At 41.5% G+C, this 19,083-nt stretch carries 22 protein-coding genes; 9 read left to right on the forward strand and 13 right to left on the reverse strand.

Annotated elements, in window-relative coordinates; translation table 11 throughout:
- The first annotated feature begins 138 nt into the window (after positions 1 to 138).
- The 4 genes from HEMROJRC1_RS02525 (at position 139) to HEMROJRC1_RS02540 (ending at position 5,291) form a co-directional block, all read left to right on the forward strand.
- Positions 139 to 1,431: an isochorismate synthase MenF gene (locus tag HEMROJRC1_RS02525; RefSeq protein WP_226691480.1), complete on the forward strand. Its 1,293-nt coding sequence runs from the start codon at positions 139 to 141 to the stop codon at positions 1,429 to 1,431.
- A complete protein-coding gene (gene menD, locus HEMROJRC1_RS02530) occupies positions 1,422 to 3,128 on the forward strand; it encodes a 2-succinyl-5-enolpyruvyl-6-hydroxy-3-cyclohexene-1-carboxylic-acid synthase (RefSeq protein ID WP_226691481.1) in 1,707 nt (568 codons plus the stop codon). The genes HEMROJRC1_RS02525 and menD overlap by 10 nt, the downstream gene beginning before the upstream one ends.
- 35 nt (positions 3,129 to 3,163) lie before the next feature.
- Positions 3,164 to 3,907 carry a 2-succinyl-6-hydroxy-2,4-cyclohexadiene-1-carboxylate synthase gene (menH, locus tag HEMROJRC1_RS02535; protein ID WP_226691482.1) on the forward strand — a complete coding sequence of 248 codons (744 nt, stop codon included), beginning with the start codon at positions 3,164 to 3,166 and terminating at the stop codon, positions 3,905 to 3,907.
- Positions 3,908 to 3,974: 67 nt separating this feature from the next.
- Complete coding sequence (locus HEMROJRC1_RS02540; protein WP_226691483.1) at positions 3,975 to 5,291, forward strand: MFS transporter; 1,317 nt, start codon at positions 3,975 to 3,977, stop codon at positions 5,289 to 5,291.
- 82 nt (positions 5,292 to 5,373) lie between these two features.
- Here HEMROJRC1_RS02540 and HEMROJRC1_RS02545 read toward each other — a convergent pair whose 3' ends face one another.
- The 4 genes from HEMROJRC1_RS02545 to bcp all read right to left on the reverse strand — a co-directional run bounded on the left by HEMROJRC1_RS02545 (position 5,374) and on the right by bcp (position 7,661).
- The gene (locus tag HEMROJRC1_RS02545) at positions 5,374 to 6,138 is read right to left on the reverse strand and encodes an energy transducer TonB (RefSeq protein ID WP_226691484.1); all 765 of its coding nucleotides are present in this window, start codon (positions 6,136 to 6,138) and stop codon (positions 5,374 to 5,376) included.
- Positions 6,139 to 6,146: 8 nt separating this feature from the next.
- The gene (exbD, locus tag HEMROJRC1_RS02550; protein WP_226691485.1) at positions 6,147 to 6,569 is read right to left on the reverse strand and encodes a TonB system transport protein ExbD; all 423 of its coding nucleotides are present in this window, start codon (positions 6,567 to 6,569) and stop codon (positions 6,147 to 6,149) included.
- A 2-nt stretch (positions 6,570 to 6,571) separates the two neighbouring features.
- Positions 6,572 to 7,024, reverse strand: a complete 453-nt coding sequence (gene exbB / locus HEMROJRC1_RS02555) for a TonB-system energizer ExbB (RefSeq protein WP_226691486.1) — start codon at positions 7,022 to 7,024, stop codon at positions 6,572 to 6,574.
- A 172-nt stretch (positions 7,025 to 7,196) separates the two neighbouring features.
- Positions 7,197 to 7,661 carry a thioredoxin-dependent thiol peroxidase gene (bcp, locus tag HEMROJRC1_RS02560; RefSeq protein WP_226691487.1) on the reverse strand — a complete coding sequence of 155 codons (465 nt, stop codon included), beginning with the start codon at positions 7,659 to 7,661 and terminating at the stop codon, positions 7,197 to 7,199.
- 106 nt (positions 7,662 to 7,767) lie between these two features.
- Between bcp and dapA the strand changes: the two genes are divergently transcribed.
- Positions 7,768 to 8,664: a 4-hydroxy-tetrahydrodipicolinate synthase gene (dapA, locus tag HEMROJRC1_RS02565; protein WP_226691488.1), complete on the forward strand. Its 897-nt coding sequence runs from the start codon at positions 7,768 to 7,770 to the stop codon at positions 8,662 to 8,664.
- Between the two features lie 96 nt (positions 8,665 to 8,760).
- Positions 8,761 to 9,765 carry an outer membrane protein assembly factor BamC gene (gene bamC / locus HEMROJRC1_RS02570; RefSeq protein ID WP_226691489.1) on the forward strand — a complete coding sequence of 335 codons (1,005 nt, stop codon included), beginning with the start codon at positions 8,761 to 8,763 and terminating at the stop codon, positions 9,763 to 9,765.
- Between the two features lie 67 nt (positions 9,766 to 9,832).
- Here the strand turns inward: bamC and HEMROJRC1_RS02575 are convergent, their stop codons facing one another.
- From HEMROJRC1_RS02575 to arsC, 3 genes are all read right to left on the reverse strand, one after another.
- The gene (locus HEMROJRC1_RS02575; RefSeq protein WP_226691490.1) at positions 9,833 to 10,129 is read right to left on the reverse strand and encodes a DUF5377 family protein; all 297 of its coding nucleotides are present in this window, start codon (positions 10,127 to 10,129) and stop codon (positions 9,833 to 9,835) included.
- Between the two features lie 121 nt (positions 10,130 to 10,250).
- Positions 10,251 to 10,505 carry an alternative ribosome-rescue factor A gene (locus tag HEMROJRC1_RS02580; RefSeq protein WP_226691491.1) on the reverse strand — a complete coding sequence of 85 codons (255 nt, stop codon included), beginning with the start codon at positions 10,503 to 10,505 and terminating at the stop codon, positions 10,251 to 10,253.
- 74 nt (positions 10,506 to 10,579) lie between these two features.
- Entirely contained in the window at positions 10,580 to 10,930 is a 351-nt protein-coding gene (gene arsC, locus HEMROJRC1_RS02585) for an arsenate reductase (glutaredoxin) (RefSeq protein ID WP_226691492.1), read from the reverse strand.
- Positions 10,931 to 11,008: 78 nt separating this feature from the next.
- Between arsC and HEMROJRC1_RS02590 the strand changes: the two genes are divergently transcribed.
- Positions 11,009 to 12,058 (forward strand): AI-2E family transporter, encoded by a 1,050-nt coding sequence (locus HEMROJRC1_RS02590; protein WP_226691493.1) that lies wholly within the window; start codon positions 11,009 to 11,011, stop codon positions 12,056 to 12,058.
- Positions 12,059 to 12,177: 119 nt separating this feature from the next.
- On the opposite strand, the gene tsaA is transcribed toward HEMROJRC1_RS02590, so the two are convergent.
- Complete coding sequence (tsaA, locus tag HEMROJRC1_RS02595) at positions 12,178 to 12,903, reverse strand: tRNA (N6-threonylcarbamoyladenosine(37)-N6)-methyltransferase TrmO (RefSeq protein WP_226691494.1); 726 nt, start codon at positions 12,901 to 12,903, stop codon at positions 12,178 to 12,180.
- A 61-nt stretch (positions 12,904 to 12,964) separates the two neighbouring features.
- On the opposite strand from tsaA, the gene HEMROJRC1_RS02600 reads away from it, so the two are divergent.
- Positions 12,965 to 13,876, forward strand: a complete 912-nt coding sequence (locus HEMROJRC1_RS02600; protein ID WP_226691495.1) for a 1,4-dihydroxy-2-naphthoate polyprenyltransferase — start codon at positions 12,965 to 12,967, stop codon at positions 13,874 to 13,876.
- A 45-nt stretch (positions 13,877 to 13,921) separates the two neighbouring features.
- Positions 13,922 to 14,422 carry a ribonuclease E activity regulator RraA gene (rraA, locus tag HEMROJRC1_RS02605; RefSeq protein WP_226691496.1) on the forward strand — a complete coding sequence of 167 codons (501 nt, stop codon included), beginning with the start codon at positions 13,922 to 13,924 and terminating at the stop codon, positions 14,420 to 14,422.
- A 122-nt stretch (positions 14,423 to 14,544) separates the two neighbouring features.
- On the opposite strand, the gene accC is transcribed toward rraA, so the two are convergent.
- The 5 genes from accC to menB all read right to left on the reverse strand — a co-directional run bounded on the left by accC (position 14,545) and on the right by menB (position 19,019).
- Entirely contained in the window at positions 14,545 to 15,891 is a 1,347-nt protein-coding gene (accC, locus tag HEMROJRC1_RS02610) for an acetyl-CoA carboxylase biotin carboxylase subunit (RefSeq protein WP_226691497.1), read from the reverse strand.
- A gap of 60 nt (positions 15,892 to 15,951) precedes the next feature.
- Positions 15,952 to 16,422, reverse strand: a complete 471-nt coding sequence (accB, locus tag HEMROJRC1_RS02615; RefSeq protein ID WP_226691498.1) for an acetyl-CoA carboxylase biotin carboxyl carrier protein — start codon at positions 16,420 to 16,422, stop codon at positions 15,952 to 15,954.
- Between the two features lie 174 nt (positions 16,423 to 16,596).
- Complete coding sequence (gene aroQ / locus HEMROJRC1_RS02620) at positions 16,597 to 17,046, reverse strand: type II 3-dehydroquinate dehydratase (protein WP_226691499.1); 450 nt, start codon at positions 17,044 to 17,046, stop codon at positions 16,597 to 16,599.
- A 57-nt stretch (positions 17,047 to 17,103) separates the two neighbouring features.
- Positions 17,104 to 18,093, reverse strand: a complete 990-nt coding sequence (menC, locus tag HEMROJRC1_RS02625) for an o-succinylbenzoate synthase (protein WP_226691500.1) — start codon at positions 18,091 to 18,093, stop codon at positions 17,104 to 17,106.
- A 68-nt stretch (positions 18,094 to 18,161) separates the two neighbouring features.
- On the reverse strand, positions 18,162 to 19,019 hold the full coding sequence (menB, locus tag HEMROJRC1_RS02630; RefSeq protein WP_194811569.1) for a 1,4-dihydroxy-2-naphthoyl-CoA synthase: 858 nt from the start codon (positions 19,017 to 19,019) through the stop codon (positions 18,162 to 18,164).
- Positions 19,020 to 19,083 lie beyond the last annotated feature (64 nt).

Below are 19,083 nucleotides of genomic sequence, written 5' to 3' on the forward strand. Positions count from 1 at the left end.
CTTATTTTTTAAAGAAAAGTGCGGTTAATTTACGGCTTAATTTTCAATCTTGCAAAGATTTTATAAAAAAATTTTTTGTAACAAATAAACTGCGGTAGAATACGGACTAATTTTTTGTTTATTTTGAACAATTTCTTAATGGATATTTTAGAACAAGCGGCAAGCCGAATAAGTCAGCAAATTGAAGATTATTTGCAACAAAAACAAACGGATATCGTGCGTTTTCAAGTAGAAATCGCCAATGTCGATTTATTGGCGTGGCTAAAAGCACAAAGGGTTTATCCACAGTTCTATTTACGCTTTCGTGATGAAGAACAAAAATTTGCTGCGCTTGGAGAAGTGCGGTCATTTTCCGAGCTAAATTTAGCGCAAGAGTTTATTGAACAATACAATTTGCCATTAATCGGCGGTTTACAATTTCAAGGTTACGAACAATTTATTTTGCCGCAAATGTTGTTAGAACAACGGGCATACGCCACCACAGTGAGCGTTTTTGTCGAAGGCGAAACCTCCGCACAATCTGCTTTAGCACTTATTAAAACTCTGCCGAAAACAACCGCACTTTGCGCATTACCTAAACAAGTTCCTTTGCTGATCGAACGACGTGCGGATGAGCGAACTTGGAATGACTGGGTAAATCAGGCGCTTTTTGAAATCAAACAAGGCGAATTAACCAAGCTCGTGTTGGCAAATGAAACGATCTTTCACTTAAAACAGCGCATTAATCCCTATGATTTTCTTGCCGAAAGCGAAAAGCAAAATCAAGGTTGCTATCATTTTTTGTGGGCGGAAACTCCTTATTCGACTTTTGTCGGCTCAACCCCCGAACGTTTGTTTGCGCGCGAATACAACCTTTTTTTAACCGAAGCCCTCGCAGGCACTGCGCCCATTACGGAAAATCAGAAAGAAAACAGACAACAAGCCGATTGGTTGTTAAAAGATGAAAAAAATCTGAACGAGAATTGGCTGGTGGTTCAAGATATTTCTCAAAATATTAGCGCAATGGTGGAATCCTTTGATGTAGGCGAAGTCGAACTCAAACCTTTACGCAAAGTACAACATTTGTTACGAAAAATTCGCGCAAATCTGACCGCACATTACCGAGATTCCGCATTACTAAAAGCGATTCACCCTACTGCGGCGGTTTCGGGCTTGCCACAGCAACAAGCCAGAATGATTTTATCGGAAATCGAAACTTTTGAACGTGGCTGGTATGCCGGGACATTAGGCATTATGAGCGAGGCATATTCTGAATTTTGTGTAGCGATTCGTTCCGCCTTTATTGAAGGCCACCGAATCCGCATATTTGCCGGTGCGGGCATTGTTGAAGGCTCGCAACCTTTGATTGAATGGAAAGAAATTGAACGTAAGGCAGCAGGGCTCATTTCCCTGTTTGCAGAAAATCATAACGGAGAAAAAGAATGTCTGTAAACGTGTTTAATCGTTGTTGGTCAAAAGTGATTTTAGAAACCTTGGTACGCCAAGGTGTTACTCACTTCTGCATTGCACCCGGCTCACGTTCTACCCCATTAACACTTGAAGCGGTGCGCTTACAAAATGCAGAGCGGGCCGTTTGCCATAGTCATTTTGACGAACGGGGCTTGGGCTTTTTTGCCCTTGGTATCGCAAAATCCACACAATCTCCGGTTGCCATAATCGTTACCTCCGGTACGGCGGCGGCCAATCTTTATCCGGCAATTATTGAAGCACGTCAAACGGGCGTTGATCTCGTCATATTAACGGCGGATCGCCCGCCTGAATTATGGGAATGCGGTGCAAATCAAGCGATATTGCAACAAAATATGTTCGGCGATTACCCGATTGCCAATGTGAATTTACCCAAGCCCAATGCGGATTATTCTGCGCAATGGCTTATCTCTTTATTGGAACAAGCAACGTTCCAACAAAATCAACAGCATGGTGTCGTGCATATTAACGTTCCCTTTGCCGAACCGCTTTATGAAGCCAATGACAGTGCCGTAGATAACCACCCTTGGTTACAACCGTTACAGCGTTGGCTTTCACAGGTAAAACCTTGGATAAAATATGAAACATTACAACAAGAAGTAATTCCTCACGAAAACTGGGATCACTGGCGTACCAAACGCGGTGTGATTGTAGTCGGGCAACTGCCGGCGGAACAAGCTATGGGCATCAATACTTGGGCGACCACAATGGGTTGGGTATTATTAACCGATATTCAATCCGGTGTCGAACCGATGACGCCTTATGCCGATATTTGGCTTGCCAACCAAACGGTGCGGGAAAAACTGCTCGAAGCGGATATTGTGATTCAATTCGGATCCCGTTTTATCAGCAAACGTATTAATCAATTTTTACAAGCTTTTAATCGTGAATTTTGGATTATCGAACAAACGCAAAAAGCGGTTGATCCTTATCATCACACACATACTCGCTTTAATGCGAAAGTGCATAATTGGCTTCGTGTGCACCCTCCGCTTCGCCAAAAACCATGGCTATTAGAACCCCTTGCTTTATCAAAATTCTGTGCCGGTTTTATTGAACAACAAGTGGGCGGTAATTTAAATGAGGCTTCTCTCGCCCATCATATTGAACGCGTACTGCCTTATGACGGCATTTTATTCCTTGGCAACAGCCTGTTTGTGCGTCTTGTTGATGCGCTTACAAAATTGCCGGAAGGCTACCCGATTTATACTAATCGCGGAGCAAGCGGCATCGACGGCTTACTGGCGACTGCAGCCGGCATCGGCGTAGGTTCGAATCAACCGGTTGTCGCAATGATTGGCGATACCTCAACACTCTATGATCTCAATTCGCTCGCCTTATTTAAAAATGTTACGCAGCCGACTATCATTTTCGTGATTAACAATAACGGGGGCGCAATTTTTGATATGTTACCGGTGGATGAAACGGTGAAAGAGCGTTTTTACCGTTTACCTCACAATGGCGATTTTTCACAAATCGCCGCAATGTTTGATATAAAATACGCCCACCCTTACACTTGGGCGGATTTAAGCAGCGTATTAAAACAAGCCTACACACGCCGTAAAACAACATTGATTGAAATTAAGACCAATCCGAATGACGGCAGCAACATCTATAAACGTTTAATTGAACAAATCAGTTATGCCGTTATCGGCGCATAGAGATTAGGGCGTGTAACAGCGCCCTTTATTTTATTATGATGAATATTATTTTCCTTCATGGTCTCCTCGGCACCGGTGACGACTGGCAAAAAGTCATCGAAAATCTACTGCACTTTCGCTGTATCCCGCTTGATTTACCTTTCCATGGAAAAGCAAAAAAAATTGAAGCCGTTGATTTTGAAGACACAACGCAATATCTTGCCGAAGAAATCCAAAGTGCGGTCAAAAATGAACCTTATTTTCTTGTCGGATACTCACTCGGGGGACGCATTGCCTTACACTATGCGTTACAATCCAATGTGAAGAAATCACAATTGCAAGGAATGATTTTGGAAGGCGTAAATTTAGGTTTAAAAACCGAGAAAGAAAAACAAGCCCGTTGGCAAAATGATATCTATTGGGCAAAACGGTTTATTAATGAATCGCCTGAAAAGGTATTGGAAGATTGGTATCAACAAGCGGTATTTGCCCATTTAACTTCTGCCCAAAGACAACAATTGATCCAAAAACGAAAAACCAATTGTGGTGACAATATCGGCAAAATGTTGCTTGCCACCAGCCTTGCCAAACAAGCTGATTTTCGCGAAAAAGTGCGGTCGAATTCTTTGCCGTTTTTCTATTTTTGCGGCGAGCGGGATCAAAAATTCCAAGCTCTTGCGCATGAAGAACAACTTCCCTTAACCACCATTCCAAATGCAGGCCACAATGCTCACTCGGAAAATCCGATATTTTTCGCTAAAAAACTTAAAAATCTCATATTAAAAATTGCTCAAGCCTAAGGGAAATGCTAGGATTCAGCCCTTTCCATTTATAAAATTCTTATTCACATTTCCTAAGGAAAGCAATATGACAACACAACTTCGTAATAATCCGATGAAAGTGGCACTTGCCTCTATGGTCGGAACTGCAATCGAATTTTTCGATTACTATATCTATGCGGCGGCGGCCGTGTTAGTGTTCAACACACAGTTCTTTAGCAGCGATGACCCTCTTTCAAATGATCTTCTTTCTCTTTCCACTTTGGCCCTCGCCTTTTTTGCACGTCCGATAGGATCGGCATTATTCGGTCATTTTGGCGACAAAATCGGACGTAAAAAGACACTCGTGGCTTCTCTCTTATTAATGGGAGGCTCAACCGTCATCATCGGTTTATTGCCTAACTATTCACAAATCGGCATTTGGGCACCTATTTTGCTTTGTATTTGCCGAGTCGGACAAGGGATCGGGCTTGGCGGAGAATGGGGCGGTGCGGCATTGGTTGCAACCGAAAATGCGCCGGAAGGTAAACGGGCTTGGTATGGCACTTTTCCCCAATTAGGTGCACCTATCGGTTTATTTGTAGCAAACGGCACATTCTTCTTAGTCAGCTATTTCTGGGGGCATGAAGCCTTAGTAGAATGGGCGTGGCGTATCCCTTTCGTCTCGTCTATATTATTGGTTTTTGTCGGTTTATATGTTCGTTTAACCCTACATGAAAGCCATGTTTTCGTTGAAGCGGAGCAGAAAGGCAAAAAATTAAATGCACCTGTCAGTGTCGTATTCACCAAGCATTTAAAGCCTATGATTATCGGCACATTTATTATGGTTGCGACCTATTCCCTTTTCTATATTATGACCGCTTTCGCACAAGCCTATTCACGTACTGCCCCAACACTTTCAGAAGCAGGCCACCCGCTTGGTTTAGGCATTCCGGCAAACACATTCACCGGTTTGCTATTAATTAGTGCGATCATATTCGGTATTTTCATCAGTATTTCAGGTATTTATGCCGATAAGATCGGTCGCCGCAAATGGTTAATTTGGGTAACGGTTGCCATTGGACTGTTAGGTTTATCTATGCCGCTATTCTTCGAAAACGGCACACCAATCGGTGTTTTTGCATTTCTCGTAGTCGGTATGGCAATTATGGGAATGACCTTCGGTCCTATGGCGGCATTGCTGCCGGAATTATTTCCTACCGAAGTACGTTACTCGGGTGCTTCGCTTGCTTATAACTTAGCTTCCATTATCGGCGCAACCATTGCGGCAATGATTTCCTTAAAAATCAATGCTTCATTCGGCATCATAGGTGTAGGGGTTTATTTGGCTATTAACGCATTAATGACATTACTTGCCTTATTAGCCTCAAAAGAAACAAAGAATGTGGACTTAACAAAAATCTAATTCTAATAAACGCTATAAGAACAAAAAATACCAAGGTTGTTTACCTTGGTATTTTTAGAGTTAAAACCTGTCGCTTGATTTACTAACGCAAACTAAACCGAATCGGAACAGAAACACTACTTGAAAATCCTTGTGGTTTCGGTCCCACCGGTTTTGCATTTCTAACCGCTTTCAATGCCGCATTATCAAGACTTTCATCACCTGATGACTTCACAATACTTCCATTACTTAATACACCGTCATTGCTCACATTAAATGAAATATGCACGATACCTTGTTTACGCATCATTTTAGCACGTGTCGGATATTCTTTACGGCGTTCAATCTCGCGATACAGTGCTGCTTTATAAGCCGCAATTTCATTGGTACTTGAACCGCTACCTACCGTATTTGTATTGGCATTAACAGAAGCCGTTGTTGTCGCTTTTGAATTAACATTGGCGGAAGCATTTACATTACGCTCACCTACAGGTAAATTCTTCGATAAAGGCGTTTTTTCAGCCGGTTTTATCTCTTTTTTAGTTTTTTCTTTAGGTGGCTTCGGTTTTTCTTTTGGTTTTTCCGGCTTTTTGTCCGGCTCTTTTTTCTTCGGTTCCGCTTTCTTTGTCGGATCTGCGACAACTTCTTTCTTTTCCGGCTCCGGTTCTGCTTTTTCCGGTTCCGGAACGGGTTCCTCAATGCGCATGCCTTGCAACATTTCCATTGAAATCGCTGTCGCTAATTCCCCGCTATGACTGTTGACGCTATCATCCGATTTATTCCAATTCCATAGTAAAGTACCGACAATGACACCGTGAACAAGAATAGAAGTAAGCAAACCTAAGAACGAACGTTTAGCTTGTTGCATAACTTTCCCTACTCGGTTGCCGATGCTGCTGTCGCAGACTTGGCACTACTGCTTTTATCTTTCATTGAGACGATGGCGACATTTTTAATTTCATTTTTTGCAAGTAAATCAGTGATTGTTACGAAATCTTGAAAACTGGCCTGAGCATCAATTTTTAATGTCACTTTTTGTTCTTTATTCCACTGATTAATTTCAGTTTCCAATGCTTCTTGAGAGATCGGTTTATCATTGAAATAAAGCTCACCTTTTGCATTAACCGTTAATAATTTTGCAAGTTCGTCAGATTTAAAAGCAACCGCCGTACTCGCTTTAGGCACATTCACCTGAATTTTACCTTGCGAAATAAATGAAGCGGTGATCAACACAATCGCCAGCAATACCAGCATAATGTCAATAAAAGGAATAATGTTGATTTCATCAAATTTCTTCACGATTATTCCTTATCTTTTTGTGAATTTAATACTTTCCATTTCAAACGATTTACTTCAATTTTACGGTTTAAACCGTTGTAGAAAACCATTGAAGGAATTGCCACGAGAATACCGAGTGCGGTCGCTTTCAACGCTAAAGAAAGGTGCAACATAATTTCACCGGCATCTACATCGCCGCCACCTTGGCCGATTTGATAAAACGTTAATAGAATACCGATTACCGTACCGAGCAACCCTACGTAAGGTGCATTCGCCCCTACTGTGGAAATGATCGTCATATTGCGATTTAAATCAATATCTAACGCATGAATATTAGAATATCTGCCGACATTAATCTTGGTTAGAAAAATAAAACGCTCAATCACCATCGCGAGCATAATAACACTCATCAAAAGTAAAAGTCCGATAATGATGTAATCGCTGTATTGTTGTAAAAATCCGAAAAGTTGAGGCATTTTTTTATCCTTATAATTATCCTTAAATCAAAAAACCAATTGAGAATTATTTTCAATTGAGAGAAAATTCTAACAAAAGAAAAGGGGGCTGTAAATATGAATTATCAAAACGGAAAGGCCTCCAACCGCACATTAAGAGAAAGTCAAAAGTGCGGTTGATTTGTTAGAAGAATTATAAAGATTGTAAATAATCCAACACGACCTGATGATGTTCACCGGTTTTGAATTTATCGAAAATATGTTGAATTTTACCTTGTTCATCAATCAGGAAACTAATGCGATGAATGCCATCATAAGTTCTTCCCATAAATTTTTTCTCTCCCCACACGCCAAACTGTTCGGCAACTTGGTGATCTTCATCGGAAAGCAAAGTGAAATTGAGTGCTTTTTTCTCTGCAAATTGAGCCAACTTTTTCGGTGAATCGGGACTAATACCCAAAATCACCACACCTAAATTTTCTAATTCCGTTTTGGTATCACGAAGTCCGCAAGCCTGAGTCGTACAACCCGGCGTAAGCGCCTTAGGATAAAAGTAAACAAGCACTTTCTTTCCTTTAAAATCAGAAAGTGAAACCGAATGATTATTTTGATCGGATAATGTAAATTGCGGAGCGTCCCCAACTTGTAATGTTTTCATAGAAAATTCCTCAAAATGAAAAAATGATTTGCAAATTTTAGTCATTTTAGCGATCCTAGCCAGCAGTTTTCAAATATTTGATCATACTTTAACGAACGGAGGTTCTATGTCTACGCAAAACCCTTTATTTTTCGGCAGCATTGTTGCTTTAGTTAGCCCGATGGATAACCACGGTAGCATTGATTTTAACACCTTGGAAAAACTCGTTGAATTTCATATCGACGCCGGTACTGATGCCATTGTTTCGGTGGGAACAACAGGTGAATCCGCAACATTAAGCATTGAAGAAAATGTGAAGGTAATTGAAAAGACCGTAGAACTGGCAAAAGGCCGCATTCCTATTATTGCCGGTACAGGAGCGAACGCTACCAGTGAAGCGATTGTGATGACCAAATTATTACGCGATAGTGGTGTTGCAGGCTGCCTTTCCGTTGTACCTTATTACAATAAGCCGACTCAAGAAGGCATGTATCAGCATTTTAAAGCCATCGCAGAATGTACCGATTTGCCACAAATTCTTTATAACGTACCGGGGCGTACCGGCAGTGATATGAAACCGGAAACCGTGGCTCGTTTAGCCCAAATTAGCAATATTGTGGGTATTAAAGAGGCAACCGGAGATGTAAGCCGAGTCACCGCAATTAAGCAATTAGCCGGTGAAGATTTCATTGTATTAAGCGGCGATGATGCAACCGGTTTGGAAGCGATGAAATTAGGTGCGGAAGGGGTTATCTCTGTAACTAATAACTTAGCGGCAAAAGATATGGCGGAAATGTGCCGTCTAGCACGCACTGGCGATTTTAGCAAAGCGGAAGAAATTAATGCACGTTTAATGGCATTGCATCAAAATTTATTTGTAGAATCTAACCCGATTCCGGTGAAATGGGCGGCTTATCGTTTAGGTTTGATTAAATCACCCTTCCTTCGTTTACCATTAACCGAACTCAGCGAAACCGCAAAATCAAAAGTAGAAACTGCATTAAAAACGGCAGGTTTAATTTAATAAGTCTCGGGGCTGATTTTCAGTCCCAAACTTTTTTATCATTTGACGGTCGAAGTGCGGTCACTTTTTCTTTTGTTTATTTTTAAGGATTCAGTAATGAAAAAATTTCTCTTAGGATTAGCAGTGATCAGTCTATTATCGGCTTGTTCCACCGATCCTGAAAAATTGCAAAGTGCAAATGATACCTATCAAAAATCAGACTCACCCATTCCAAACTTTTCGCCATTAGCAAGCGGAGGGGTAAATCTACCAAAACAAGATGCCACCTACGAACTGCCTAATCTCACCATCAAAAAAGGGGAAACCCTGGACATTCGCCCGCCATCAACACCTTTGGCTATCATCAAAAACTCATTAACTCAATTTGATGGAGAGCGTGCATTAATTGTATATCCTGAAGAAAAGGCTTCACTGTATAACTTACAACAGATCCAACGCTTATTGAAAGAAGAGGGAATTAATTCTACTATCAACGGAGCGATACTCACCACCGATTGGCATAATTCCGATCGTGCGGATGACAAAGCCAACACTGAAATTCGTTATCAAGTAGAGCAAGTTTCCGCCCGTGATGCGAGTGCCCTCACGGTTTCTATCCTTCAAATGCGCCGTGATGGTATTATTTTCACACCAAGCGTAATGGAAAAGCAGCGTTACACTGCCGATCGCTTGAATCGTTTTGTTGCAACGCTCACCCATAGTTATAACAAACAGCAACAAGATTTAAGCAATACCACTATCGGGGCTTTCCAATCTGATTTAATCACAGACATAAACGGAAGAACGGCATTGGGAATGGATGCAACCTTTGTTCAAGCGTGGGAAAAATTAGGTTCTGTACTGCCAAAAATCGGGTTTTATACTAAATCTGAAACGGCAGGACGCGGACAACGAGAATTAAAATATTCGCCATTAAATAAAGAGGACTGGCTACCTTTAGGTGTAAATGCACCCGATCTTGAAAAAGGCACTTACTTTATGCAGCTCTCTGCAATGGGTGAACGAAGTGCGGTTGTTATTACCGATGAAAACGGTAAAGCATTAAGCGATGAAACGGCAAAATCGGTTTATCGTGCGTTAAGTACTTTACTCTTGAAATAAAAAAACAAAAAAGAGCGGTTGGTTTTTATGGTGAATTTCAACCGCTTTTTACTTTCCGAGTATAAAACTATTCCGCTTTCACACCTAAATTACCGATTTTCACCCCCAGCATACCAAGGGAAACCGAATCTAAATAATCGCCAAGAAATTTGAATAATTCATTTAATTCGGTAAATGAACGCTGCACTTTAATTTGCTCTTCGACTCTGCGCACAAATTCATAACGAATACCCTTTTCTTCAAAGTGCGCGGTGAGCGTTACATAAACCGTTTCAAAAAAATGACTGCGTGCGCCTTCTTCACCCGGATCACTAATACGCACATTCCACGTCGTGTTAAATAATGTTTCTGTTTTATTTGACATATAGTTACCTCATATTGCTATTTTTCATAATAAATTAAGTTTTAAAATATCAACGATCATTGCTACGCCTCGCAGTGCTAGTTGTACTGTCTTCAGCTTGAGGATTTGTATCTATTTTAATTTAATTCACTACATTTAAGAAAAACCCGATTATAAAATTTCTGAAATCAAAAAATTTATAATCGGGCTTTTCAAAAAATTTCCCAACGTGTTTTGCTTTTCGCTGGTAGCTTCCTTTCCCTTTGCGTTTTTTCTCAATACGCTGACGGAATAATCTATCCCGTAATAACGCCATAATCGCATTATCTTTCACCACGCCGCGGGTGTGTTGATAAACGGTTTGATTTTCAACCGCACTTTTCTGTTTTTTTGCCATCAATTTTTCCTTAAACTTAAAAAAGCCGCGAAGTGATTTTCACGGCTGTTGTATTATACGCATAAACGTTAAAATTACAAAATCGCCAATACGCTTTCCGGCGGTCGTCCGATTTTTGCTTTCTCGCCATTTACTACAATCGGACGTTCCATAAGTTCGGAATGTTTGCTCATCGCCTGTAATAAATCCGTCTTGGTTAATGCAACATTATCCAAATCCAAGGATTTATACAACTCGTCTTTCACCCGCATCATTTGGCGTATATCAATAATCCCTAATTTATCGGCAATCTGTTGCAATTCTGCAACCGAATATTGTTTTTGTAAATAAAGCTCAATGATCGGCTGAATACCTTGCGATTCAAGCAATGCCAGGGTTTCTCGGCTTTTTGAACAGTGTGGGTTGTGATAAATAATAATCGACATAGAATTTCTCTCCGGTTGGCTATAACAGAGGGGAATTTTAACTTATAATGACGCAAAATACTTGATTGGATGCTCATTATGTTAGACATGTTAAAAAATTGGTATGCCCGCCGTTTGGGTGATCCACAAGCAATGGGATTACTGGCAATTTTACTTTTTGGTTTTATTGCGATTTATTTTTTCGGCGATTTAATTGCGCCGTTACTTATTGCCATCGTGTTGGCATATTTGTTAGAAATGCCCATTCGTTTTCTCACCAATAACCTAAAATTTCCACGAGTGTTGGCAACCATCATCATTTTCGGCGGATTTATTGGCGTCGCAATCGTGTTCTTTCTTGTGCTTGTGCCAATGTTATGGAACCAAACCGTCTCATTATTAAGCGATTTACCCGCTATGTTTAATAAACTCAATGAATGGCTGCTCGCTTTGCCTGAACATTATCCTGAATTAATCGACTATTCGATGGTAGATGCTATCTTCAATTCTGTACGTGAAAAAATCCTTGGCTTTGGCGAATCGGCGGTGAAACTTTCTCTCGCTTCAATTATGAATTTGGTATCACTGGGCATTTACGCCTTTCTGGTGCCTTTAATGATGTTTTTTATGCTAAAAGACAAAAGTGAACTTTTACAAGGCGTAAGCCGATTTTTACCTCGCAATCGCCATTTAGCCTTCAAAGTTTGGACGGAAATGCAGCAACAAATTGCGAATTATATTCACGGTAAATTGTTGGAAATTCTGATCGTAACGCTGGTGACTTACATCATTTTCTTAATTTTCGGTTTGAATTATCCGCTACTATTGGCATTCGCTGTGGGGCTTTCCGTATTAGTGCCTTATATCGGTGCGGTATTAGTTACGATTCCCGTGGCACTCGTCGCACTTTTCCAATTTGGTATCAGCCCGACATTTTGGTATATCATTATCGCTTTTGCAGTGAGCCAACTATTAGACGGAAACTTACTCGTGCCTTATTTATTCTCCGAAGCGGTAAATTTACATCCGTTAATCATCATCGTTTCCGTACTTATTTTCGGTGGTTTGTGGGGATTCTGGGGGGTATTTTTTGCCATTCCACTCGCCACGTTAGTGAAAGCCGTGGTAAATGCGTTACCGGAAGATTAAATGTAGTGAATTAAATTAAAATATATACAAAGCTACAAGCCGAAGGCTGTACAAATAGTACGGTGAGACTGAGACGCGCCCCAGTACAGTAGAGATTTTTACTATAAAAGTAAGGCGGATTATCCCGCCTTTTCTTTCTCTATATCCAATACTTCAACCACATCCGGCGTTTCCGGTTTAATACGCCATTTCACATTAAATTCATACAAACTCATACCGTAAATTCTCTCACTTGGCTTGCCTTGTTGATAAGCCGGACGAGGATCTTGCTCAATCACTTCACAAATAAAACGCGCTAAGTGCGGTCGTTTTTCTTCAAGTTTTTTAACCGCACTTTGCGCCCGTTCGGTAAATTCTATCTTCAGTTTCGCCTGCGGTTTTTCTTGTGCAAAGCCGGAACGCGCATTAGGCTCACTATCGGCGTAAGCGATATAGGGCTTAATGTCAAAAATCGGCGTACCATCCACCAAATCCACCGCACCAAGATGCAAAAACACTTTCCCCTGAATACATTCTACTTTGCGCAATTCAACTTTGGATAATCCCAACGGATTAGGGCGATGCGTTGCGCGAGAGGCAAAGACACCGACCCGTCGATTACCGCCTAAACGGGGAGGACGTACCGTTGGCTGCCATTTTCCCCGCTGAATTTGATCAAACTGAAAAATCAGCCAGAGATGGCTAAATTGTTCCAACCCTTTCACTGTTTCCGGTGAATTATAAGGTGGAAGTAACTCCACAATCCCAACGCCGTCTTGAACCAAATCCGGTTGACGCGGTACAGAAAATTTTTCTTTATAAGGTGTGTGGATAATTGCAATAGGCGTTAACGTTAAATCATTCATAAGTGCATTATTTCAGTGTAGAATACGCGGCTTATTGTAATTAAAAGTGCGGTCAAAAAAAATGACAAATAAAAAATTAAAAATGTGGTGGGAAACAGCACGACCAAAAACCTTGCCTTTAGCACTAGCTTCCATCTTTACCGGCTCAGCACTTGGCTATCGGGCAAATCCTGAAGAATTTAATATCTTGGTAATGATGCTTTGTTTGCTGACAACCATTTTATTACAAGTACTTTCCAACTTTGCCAATGATTATGGCGATCATCAAAAAGGTTCTGATACAAAAGAGCGTATCGGTCCATTACGCGGCATTCAAAAAGGGGAAATCTCAGCACAAGAACTAAAATGGGGCTTGATATTGATGATCTTGGCAAGCTTTGTCTCCGGAAGTTTTCTTATTGGCATCGCTTATGAAAGTTTATCCGATTTATTGTTTTTTGCAGGTCTTGGCATTTTAGCCATTATTGCCGCCATCACCTACACTGTAGGAGCGAAACCTTATGGCTATATGGGATTAGGCGATATTTCCGTGCTGGTCTTTTTCGGTTTGATTGGTGTAGGCGGTACCTATTACTTACAAACACATAGTATTGACGGAGCAATAATTTTACCTGCGATTGGTTCGGGATTATTGGCAAGTGCAGTATTAAACATCAATAATTTACGTGATATAGAACAGGATGCGAAAGCAGGCAAAAACACCCTCGCCGTGCGTTTAGGCGCATATAAGGGGCGGATTTATCACTGTATTTTATTAAGTGCGGCAGCCTTATGTTACCTAATATTTACACTGTTTAGCGCAAGTTCATTAGCAAATTATTTATTTCTGATTGCCTATCCGTTACTTGCCAAACACGCAATCTTTGTTTATCGCAGCACACAGCCTGAAGCCTTACGCCCAATGCTTGCTCAGATGTCAATGATTTCGTTATTTATCAATCTGTTGTTTAGTTTAGGCTTGCTTATCGGCTAAATCGGAATATACTTAGGCTTGTCTCAAATTTTGATAGGGGAATTTATGTTTATTGATACTTCAGAACTTTGCGATCTTTATGCAGATCAAGTGGACGTGGTAGAACCGATTTTTTCAAGTTTTGGCGGTATAAGCAATTTCTATGGAAAAGTCACAACCGTGAAATGCTTTGAAAATAATGGCTTAATCGCTGAAGTATTAGAAGAAAACGGTGAAGGTCGAGTGTTGGTTATTGATGGTGGCGGTGCAGTTCGCCGCGGTCTAATCGATGCGGAACTGGCTCAACTCGCAGCAGATAATAACTGGGAAGGCATTATCGTTTATGGTGCGGTTCGCCAAATCCAACAACTCGAAAATATTGATATCGGCATTCAAGCATTAGCGCCAATTCCTGTAAGTGCAGATGAAAATAATGTCGGAGAAAGCGATATTCCGGTTAATTTCGGCGGTGTAACATTTTTTCCTGAAGACTACATTTATGCCGACCTTACAGGAATCCTCCTCTCGCAAGAAGCCCTTGATTTAGAAGGATTTGAAGAAGAATAAACAAAACATCAAAGTGCGGTTAAAAATAACCGTACTTTCAAACTACTGTCCCCATCCTTTTAATAAGGTGGTTTGTTCGCAATCTAAAACGGCTCACTTTTGTGAGCCGTTTTTTATAGCAATTAATCATGTAAACCTAATTTCTTCTCAAGGTAGTGAATGTTTGTGCCACCTTTTTGGAAATTTTCATCTTCTAAAATCAGTTCATGTAACGGAATATTGGTTTTAATGCCATCGATGATCGTTTCAGCCAACGCATTTTGCATACGACGAATCGCAACATCACGGGTATCGCCATAAGTAATCAATTTTGCGATCATCGAATCATAGTGCGGAGGTACGGTATAACCGCCATAAATGTGAGAATCCCAACGCACGCCTAAACCGCCCGGCGAATGTAAGTGATTTACTTTACCCGGTGAAGGTAAGAAAGATTTCGGATCTTCCGCATTAATACGGCACTCAATCGCGTGACCTTTCACTTTAATATCTTCTTGTTTGATAGAAAGTGGTAATCCCGCCGCAATTCGTAACTGCTCTTTGACCAAATCCACACCGGTGATCATTTCCGTTACCGGATGTTCCACTTGGATACGGGTATTCATTTCAATGAAATAAAACTCACCGTTTTCATACAAGAACTCGAATGTACCTGCGCCACGATAACCGATTTCCACACAAGCGTTGGCACAACGTGAACCAATATCTCTACGTACTTCTTCCGTAATTCCCGGGGCCGGTGCTTCTTCTACCACTTTTTGATGGCGGCGTTGCATAGAACAATCACGTTCAGCCAAATACACTGCATTGCCATGGGTATCCGCCAATACTTGAATTTCCACGTGGCGTGGATTTTCTAAGTATTTTTCCATGTAAACCATATCGTTATTAAATGCGGCTTTCGCCTCGGCTTTTGTCATTGCGATAGATTCTTCAAGTGCTTCTTCGTTACGTACTACACGCATTCCACGACCGCCGCCGCCGCCGGAAGCTTTGATGATAATCGGATAGCCGATACGTTTTGCAATTTCTTTATTTTTTGCAATATCATTGCCCACCGGACCATCAGACCCCGGCACACAAGGCACTCCGGCTTTCTTCATTGCTTTAATCGCAGAAACCTTATCCCCCATCAAACGAATTACATCCGCCGTCGGTCCGATAAAAATAAAACCGGAACGTTCTACTTGTTCTGCAAAATCGGCATTTTCAGATAAAAAACCATACCCCGGGTGAATAGCATCCGCCCCGGTGACTTCCGCTGCCGCAATAATTGCGGGAATGTTTAAATAACTTTTTGTTGAAGGAGCAGGACCGATACAAACGGTTTCGTCTGCCAACAAAACATGTTTTAATTCACGGTCTGCAGTGGAATGCACCGCAACGGTTTTAATGCCCAACTCTTTACAGGCGCGTAAGATGCGGAGCGCAATCTCACCACGGTTGGCAATCACAACTTTTTCTAACATAAGAAATTCCACTTGTTAAAAAATGGCGGACAAGCCCGCCATTTTGGATAATAGATAAGATTATTCAATAACAATTAACGGCTCGTCAAATTCCACCGGTTCACCGTCATTAATAAGGATAGCTTTCACCACACCGGCTTTATCCGCTTCAATACGGTTCATCATTTTCATCGCTTCAACGATACAAAGCGCATCACCGACTTTTACAGTTTGTCCGACTTCAACGAAAGCTTTTGCTTCCGGGCTTGGGCTACGATAGAAAGTTCCCACCATTGGTGAACGAACGATATGACCGGATAACTCATCGGAAGCCACAGGAGCCGAAGTCTGCACCGCAGGTGCCGGAGCTACTGCCGGAGCAACAACAGGTGCAGGTGCAGCAATTGGTGCGGCATATTGTACCGCTGTTGGTGCAACCACAGGAGCTGCACGACTAATACGCACCGTGCCCTCTTCTTCTTGCACTTCTAATTCGGTGATACCGGATTCTTCCACTAATTCGATCAGTTTTTTGATTTTACGAATGTCCATACGTTCTTCCTAAAATAATGAAATTTTTAACCGCACTTTTACTACATGATGATCACAAAAATACCTAAAAGTGCGGTCAGTAATAAACTTGTTTTCTGCGCCGCAGAGATTACCCTAAATTTAGCGAAAATGCGACAAAATTCTATAAATTTAACCCAAAATGCAGGGGTTTTATTATTTTTTCGCTAAATAGTTCAAAGCGAACAAAAAAGCGAATTCATAACCTTGCGCCCCTAGTCCGCAGATCACGCCTTCCGCCACATCACTAAAATAAGAATGATGACGGAAGGGTTCACGCTTATGAACATTCGATAAATGAATTTCCACAAAAGGGATAGATACTGCCAATAATGCGTCACGCAAAGCAACACTTGTATGAGTATAAGCGGCGGGGTTAATTAAAATAAAATCAACCTGTTGGAAACTTTGATGAATTTTATCAATTAATTTTTCTTCACTATTCGCCTGAAAGCATTCAAGTTCCACTTGATGTTTCTCGGCTAGAGCCTTGATATTTGCTTCAATTGCAGCAAGAGATAAACTGCCGTAGTGCTTCGGTTCTCGCGCCCCTAGCATATTCAAGTTCGGACCATTTAATAGCAAAATTCGGGATTTTTGTGACATATTTTTTCCTTTTTGAAACTCAGGATTATACTGATTTTCTGATGAATGGTGGTCGAATCAGATAATCTTTGTAATAAATTCGGAATCCAAATCGACAAGCGGTAAATCAGAATTAGGCCATGAACGGAGCACCTGATAATCCATTAAATCCAAGGTGTCCAAGCCCGGTGTAACATTAGGTGTATATTGTTGCGCTATACGTGCAAGTTGTGTTAGACCAAGACTGCTTTCGATGCTTGAGCTTATTACGGCGGCTAATCCTAAATCATTAGCCCGTTCAATTAACGCGACACAGCGTTCAATCGAACCGATTAAGGTCGGTTTAATGACAATGGCGGATAAGTAGGGTTCTTTTCTAAGCTGAAAATCAGGCTCCCGCACCGATTCGTCCCACGCAATAGCAATACCGGTTTGCGCAGCAAATTCACGACTGAGAGCCGGTGTTTTACAAGGTTCTTCTAAAAATTGAATACGGGAACGGTGTACCGGTTTTACTTTTGCCGCAAATTGTAACGCTTTTTCCAACGTCCAATGACGATTCGCATCTAAACGCAATCGCAAATCGGGAATCGCTTCTAAAAACATATCTGCAATTAAACCGTCACGATTGGCTTCGTACATGCCGACTTTAATTTTTGCGACTTTCTCCCCCGAAAGATTTGCCAATTCTGCATAAAGTTCGTCAGGATCGCCATAACACAGCGGTGCGGCTTGATAATTGCCCTCTTCTTTTAAAGTGCCTTTCATCTCATTCATCGCACAACTGATACCAAACGCCACGGAAGGGTAAGTATCATCAAGTGAAAGCCGCGGTGCATCACAACTTCTTTCACGCCATTTTTCAAGCCATTCAATCGCTTGTGTTTCGGCTTGATCAAGCGTTTCTTCACTAAAACCGGGCAAAGGAGCGATCTCTCCCCAACCATCACGAGCGCAATTTACCCGCACGATTAATCCTTCACGGCGTTTTAAAAATCGATCCCGTAAAATCAGTTGGCTGTCAACAGGAATAGTGTAACGGTAGAGATTAAAAGATTTATTTGCCATATCTTATTCCCATACAAAAGTGCGGTTAAAAATCGATGAGAATTTTAACCGCACTTTGTAGTGATAAACTAAGGATTACGTCTAAATTTACTGAAATCCGGCGCACGTTTTTCGTTGAATGCGTTACGACCTTCTTGACCTTCTTCCGTCATATAGAACAACATTGTCGCATTGCCTGCCAATTCTTGTAAACCTGCCTGACCGTCACAATCGGCATTTAATGCGGCTTTTAAGCAGCGAATGGCAATCGGGCTATTGCGCAGCATTTCACGACACCAACGCACGGTTTCTTTTTCAAGATCCGCATAAGGTACAACGGTGTTCACCAAGCCCATATCTAAGGCTTCTTGCGCATTATATTGACGGCATAAGAACCAAATTTCACGCGCTTTTTTCTGACCGACCAAACGCGCCATATAGCTTGCTCCCCAACCGCCATCGAATGACCCCACTTTCGGACCGGTTTGACCGAAAATCGCATTTTCGGCGGCGATGGTTAAATCGCAAAGCATATGTAATACATGGCCGCCGCCAATGGCATAGCCTGCCACCATTGCTACAACAGGTTTCGGACAGGTGCGAATATCACGTTGAAAATCCAACACATTTAAGTGATGCACGCCGCTTTCATCTTTATAGCCACCGTAGTCGCCGCGAATTTTTTGATCTCCGCCGGAACAAAAGGCTTTTTCCCCTTCACCGGTTAACACAATCACGCCGATTTTTTCATCAAAACGTGCATCTGAAAATGCGTGAATCATTTCTTTTACCGTCTGCGGACGGAATGCGTTGCGAACTTCAGGGCGATTAATCGTGATTTTTGCAATACCGTCAGTGGATTTGTGATAACGAATGTCAGTATAACCTTCGCTATGCTCAACCCATTCAACAGGCGCATAAAGTACATCATCTTTTGGATTTTGCATTGAGAATACCTTCTAATTTGAGACAAAAGTGCGGTCATTATAACGGAAGTTTTTGTAATCGGGA

Source organism: Rodentibacter sp. JRC1, assembly GCF_020521555.1.
Lineage (GTDB): Bacteria > Pseudomonadota > Gammaproteobacteria > Enterobacterales > Pasteurellaceae > Rodentibacter > Rodentibacter abscessus.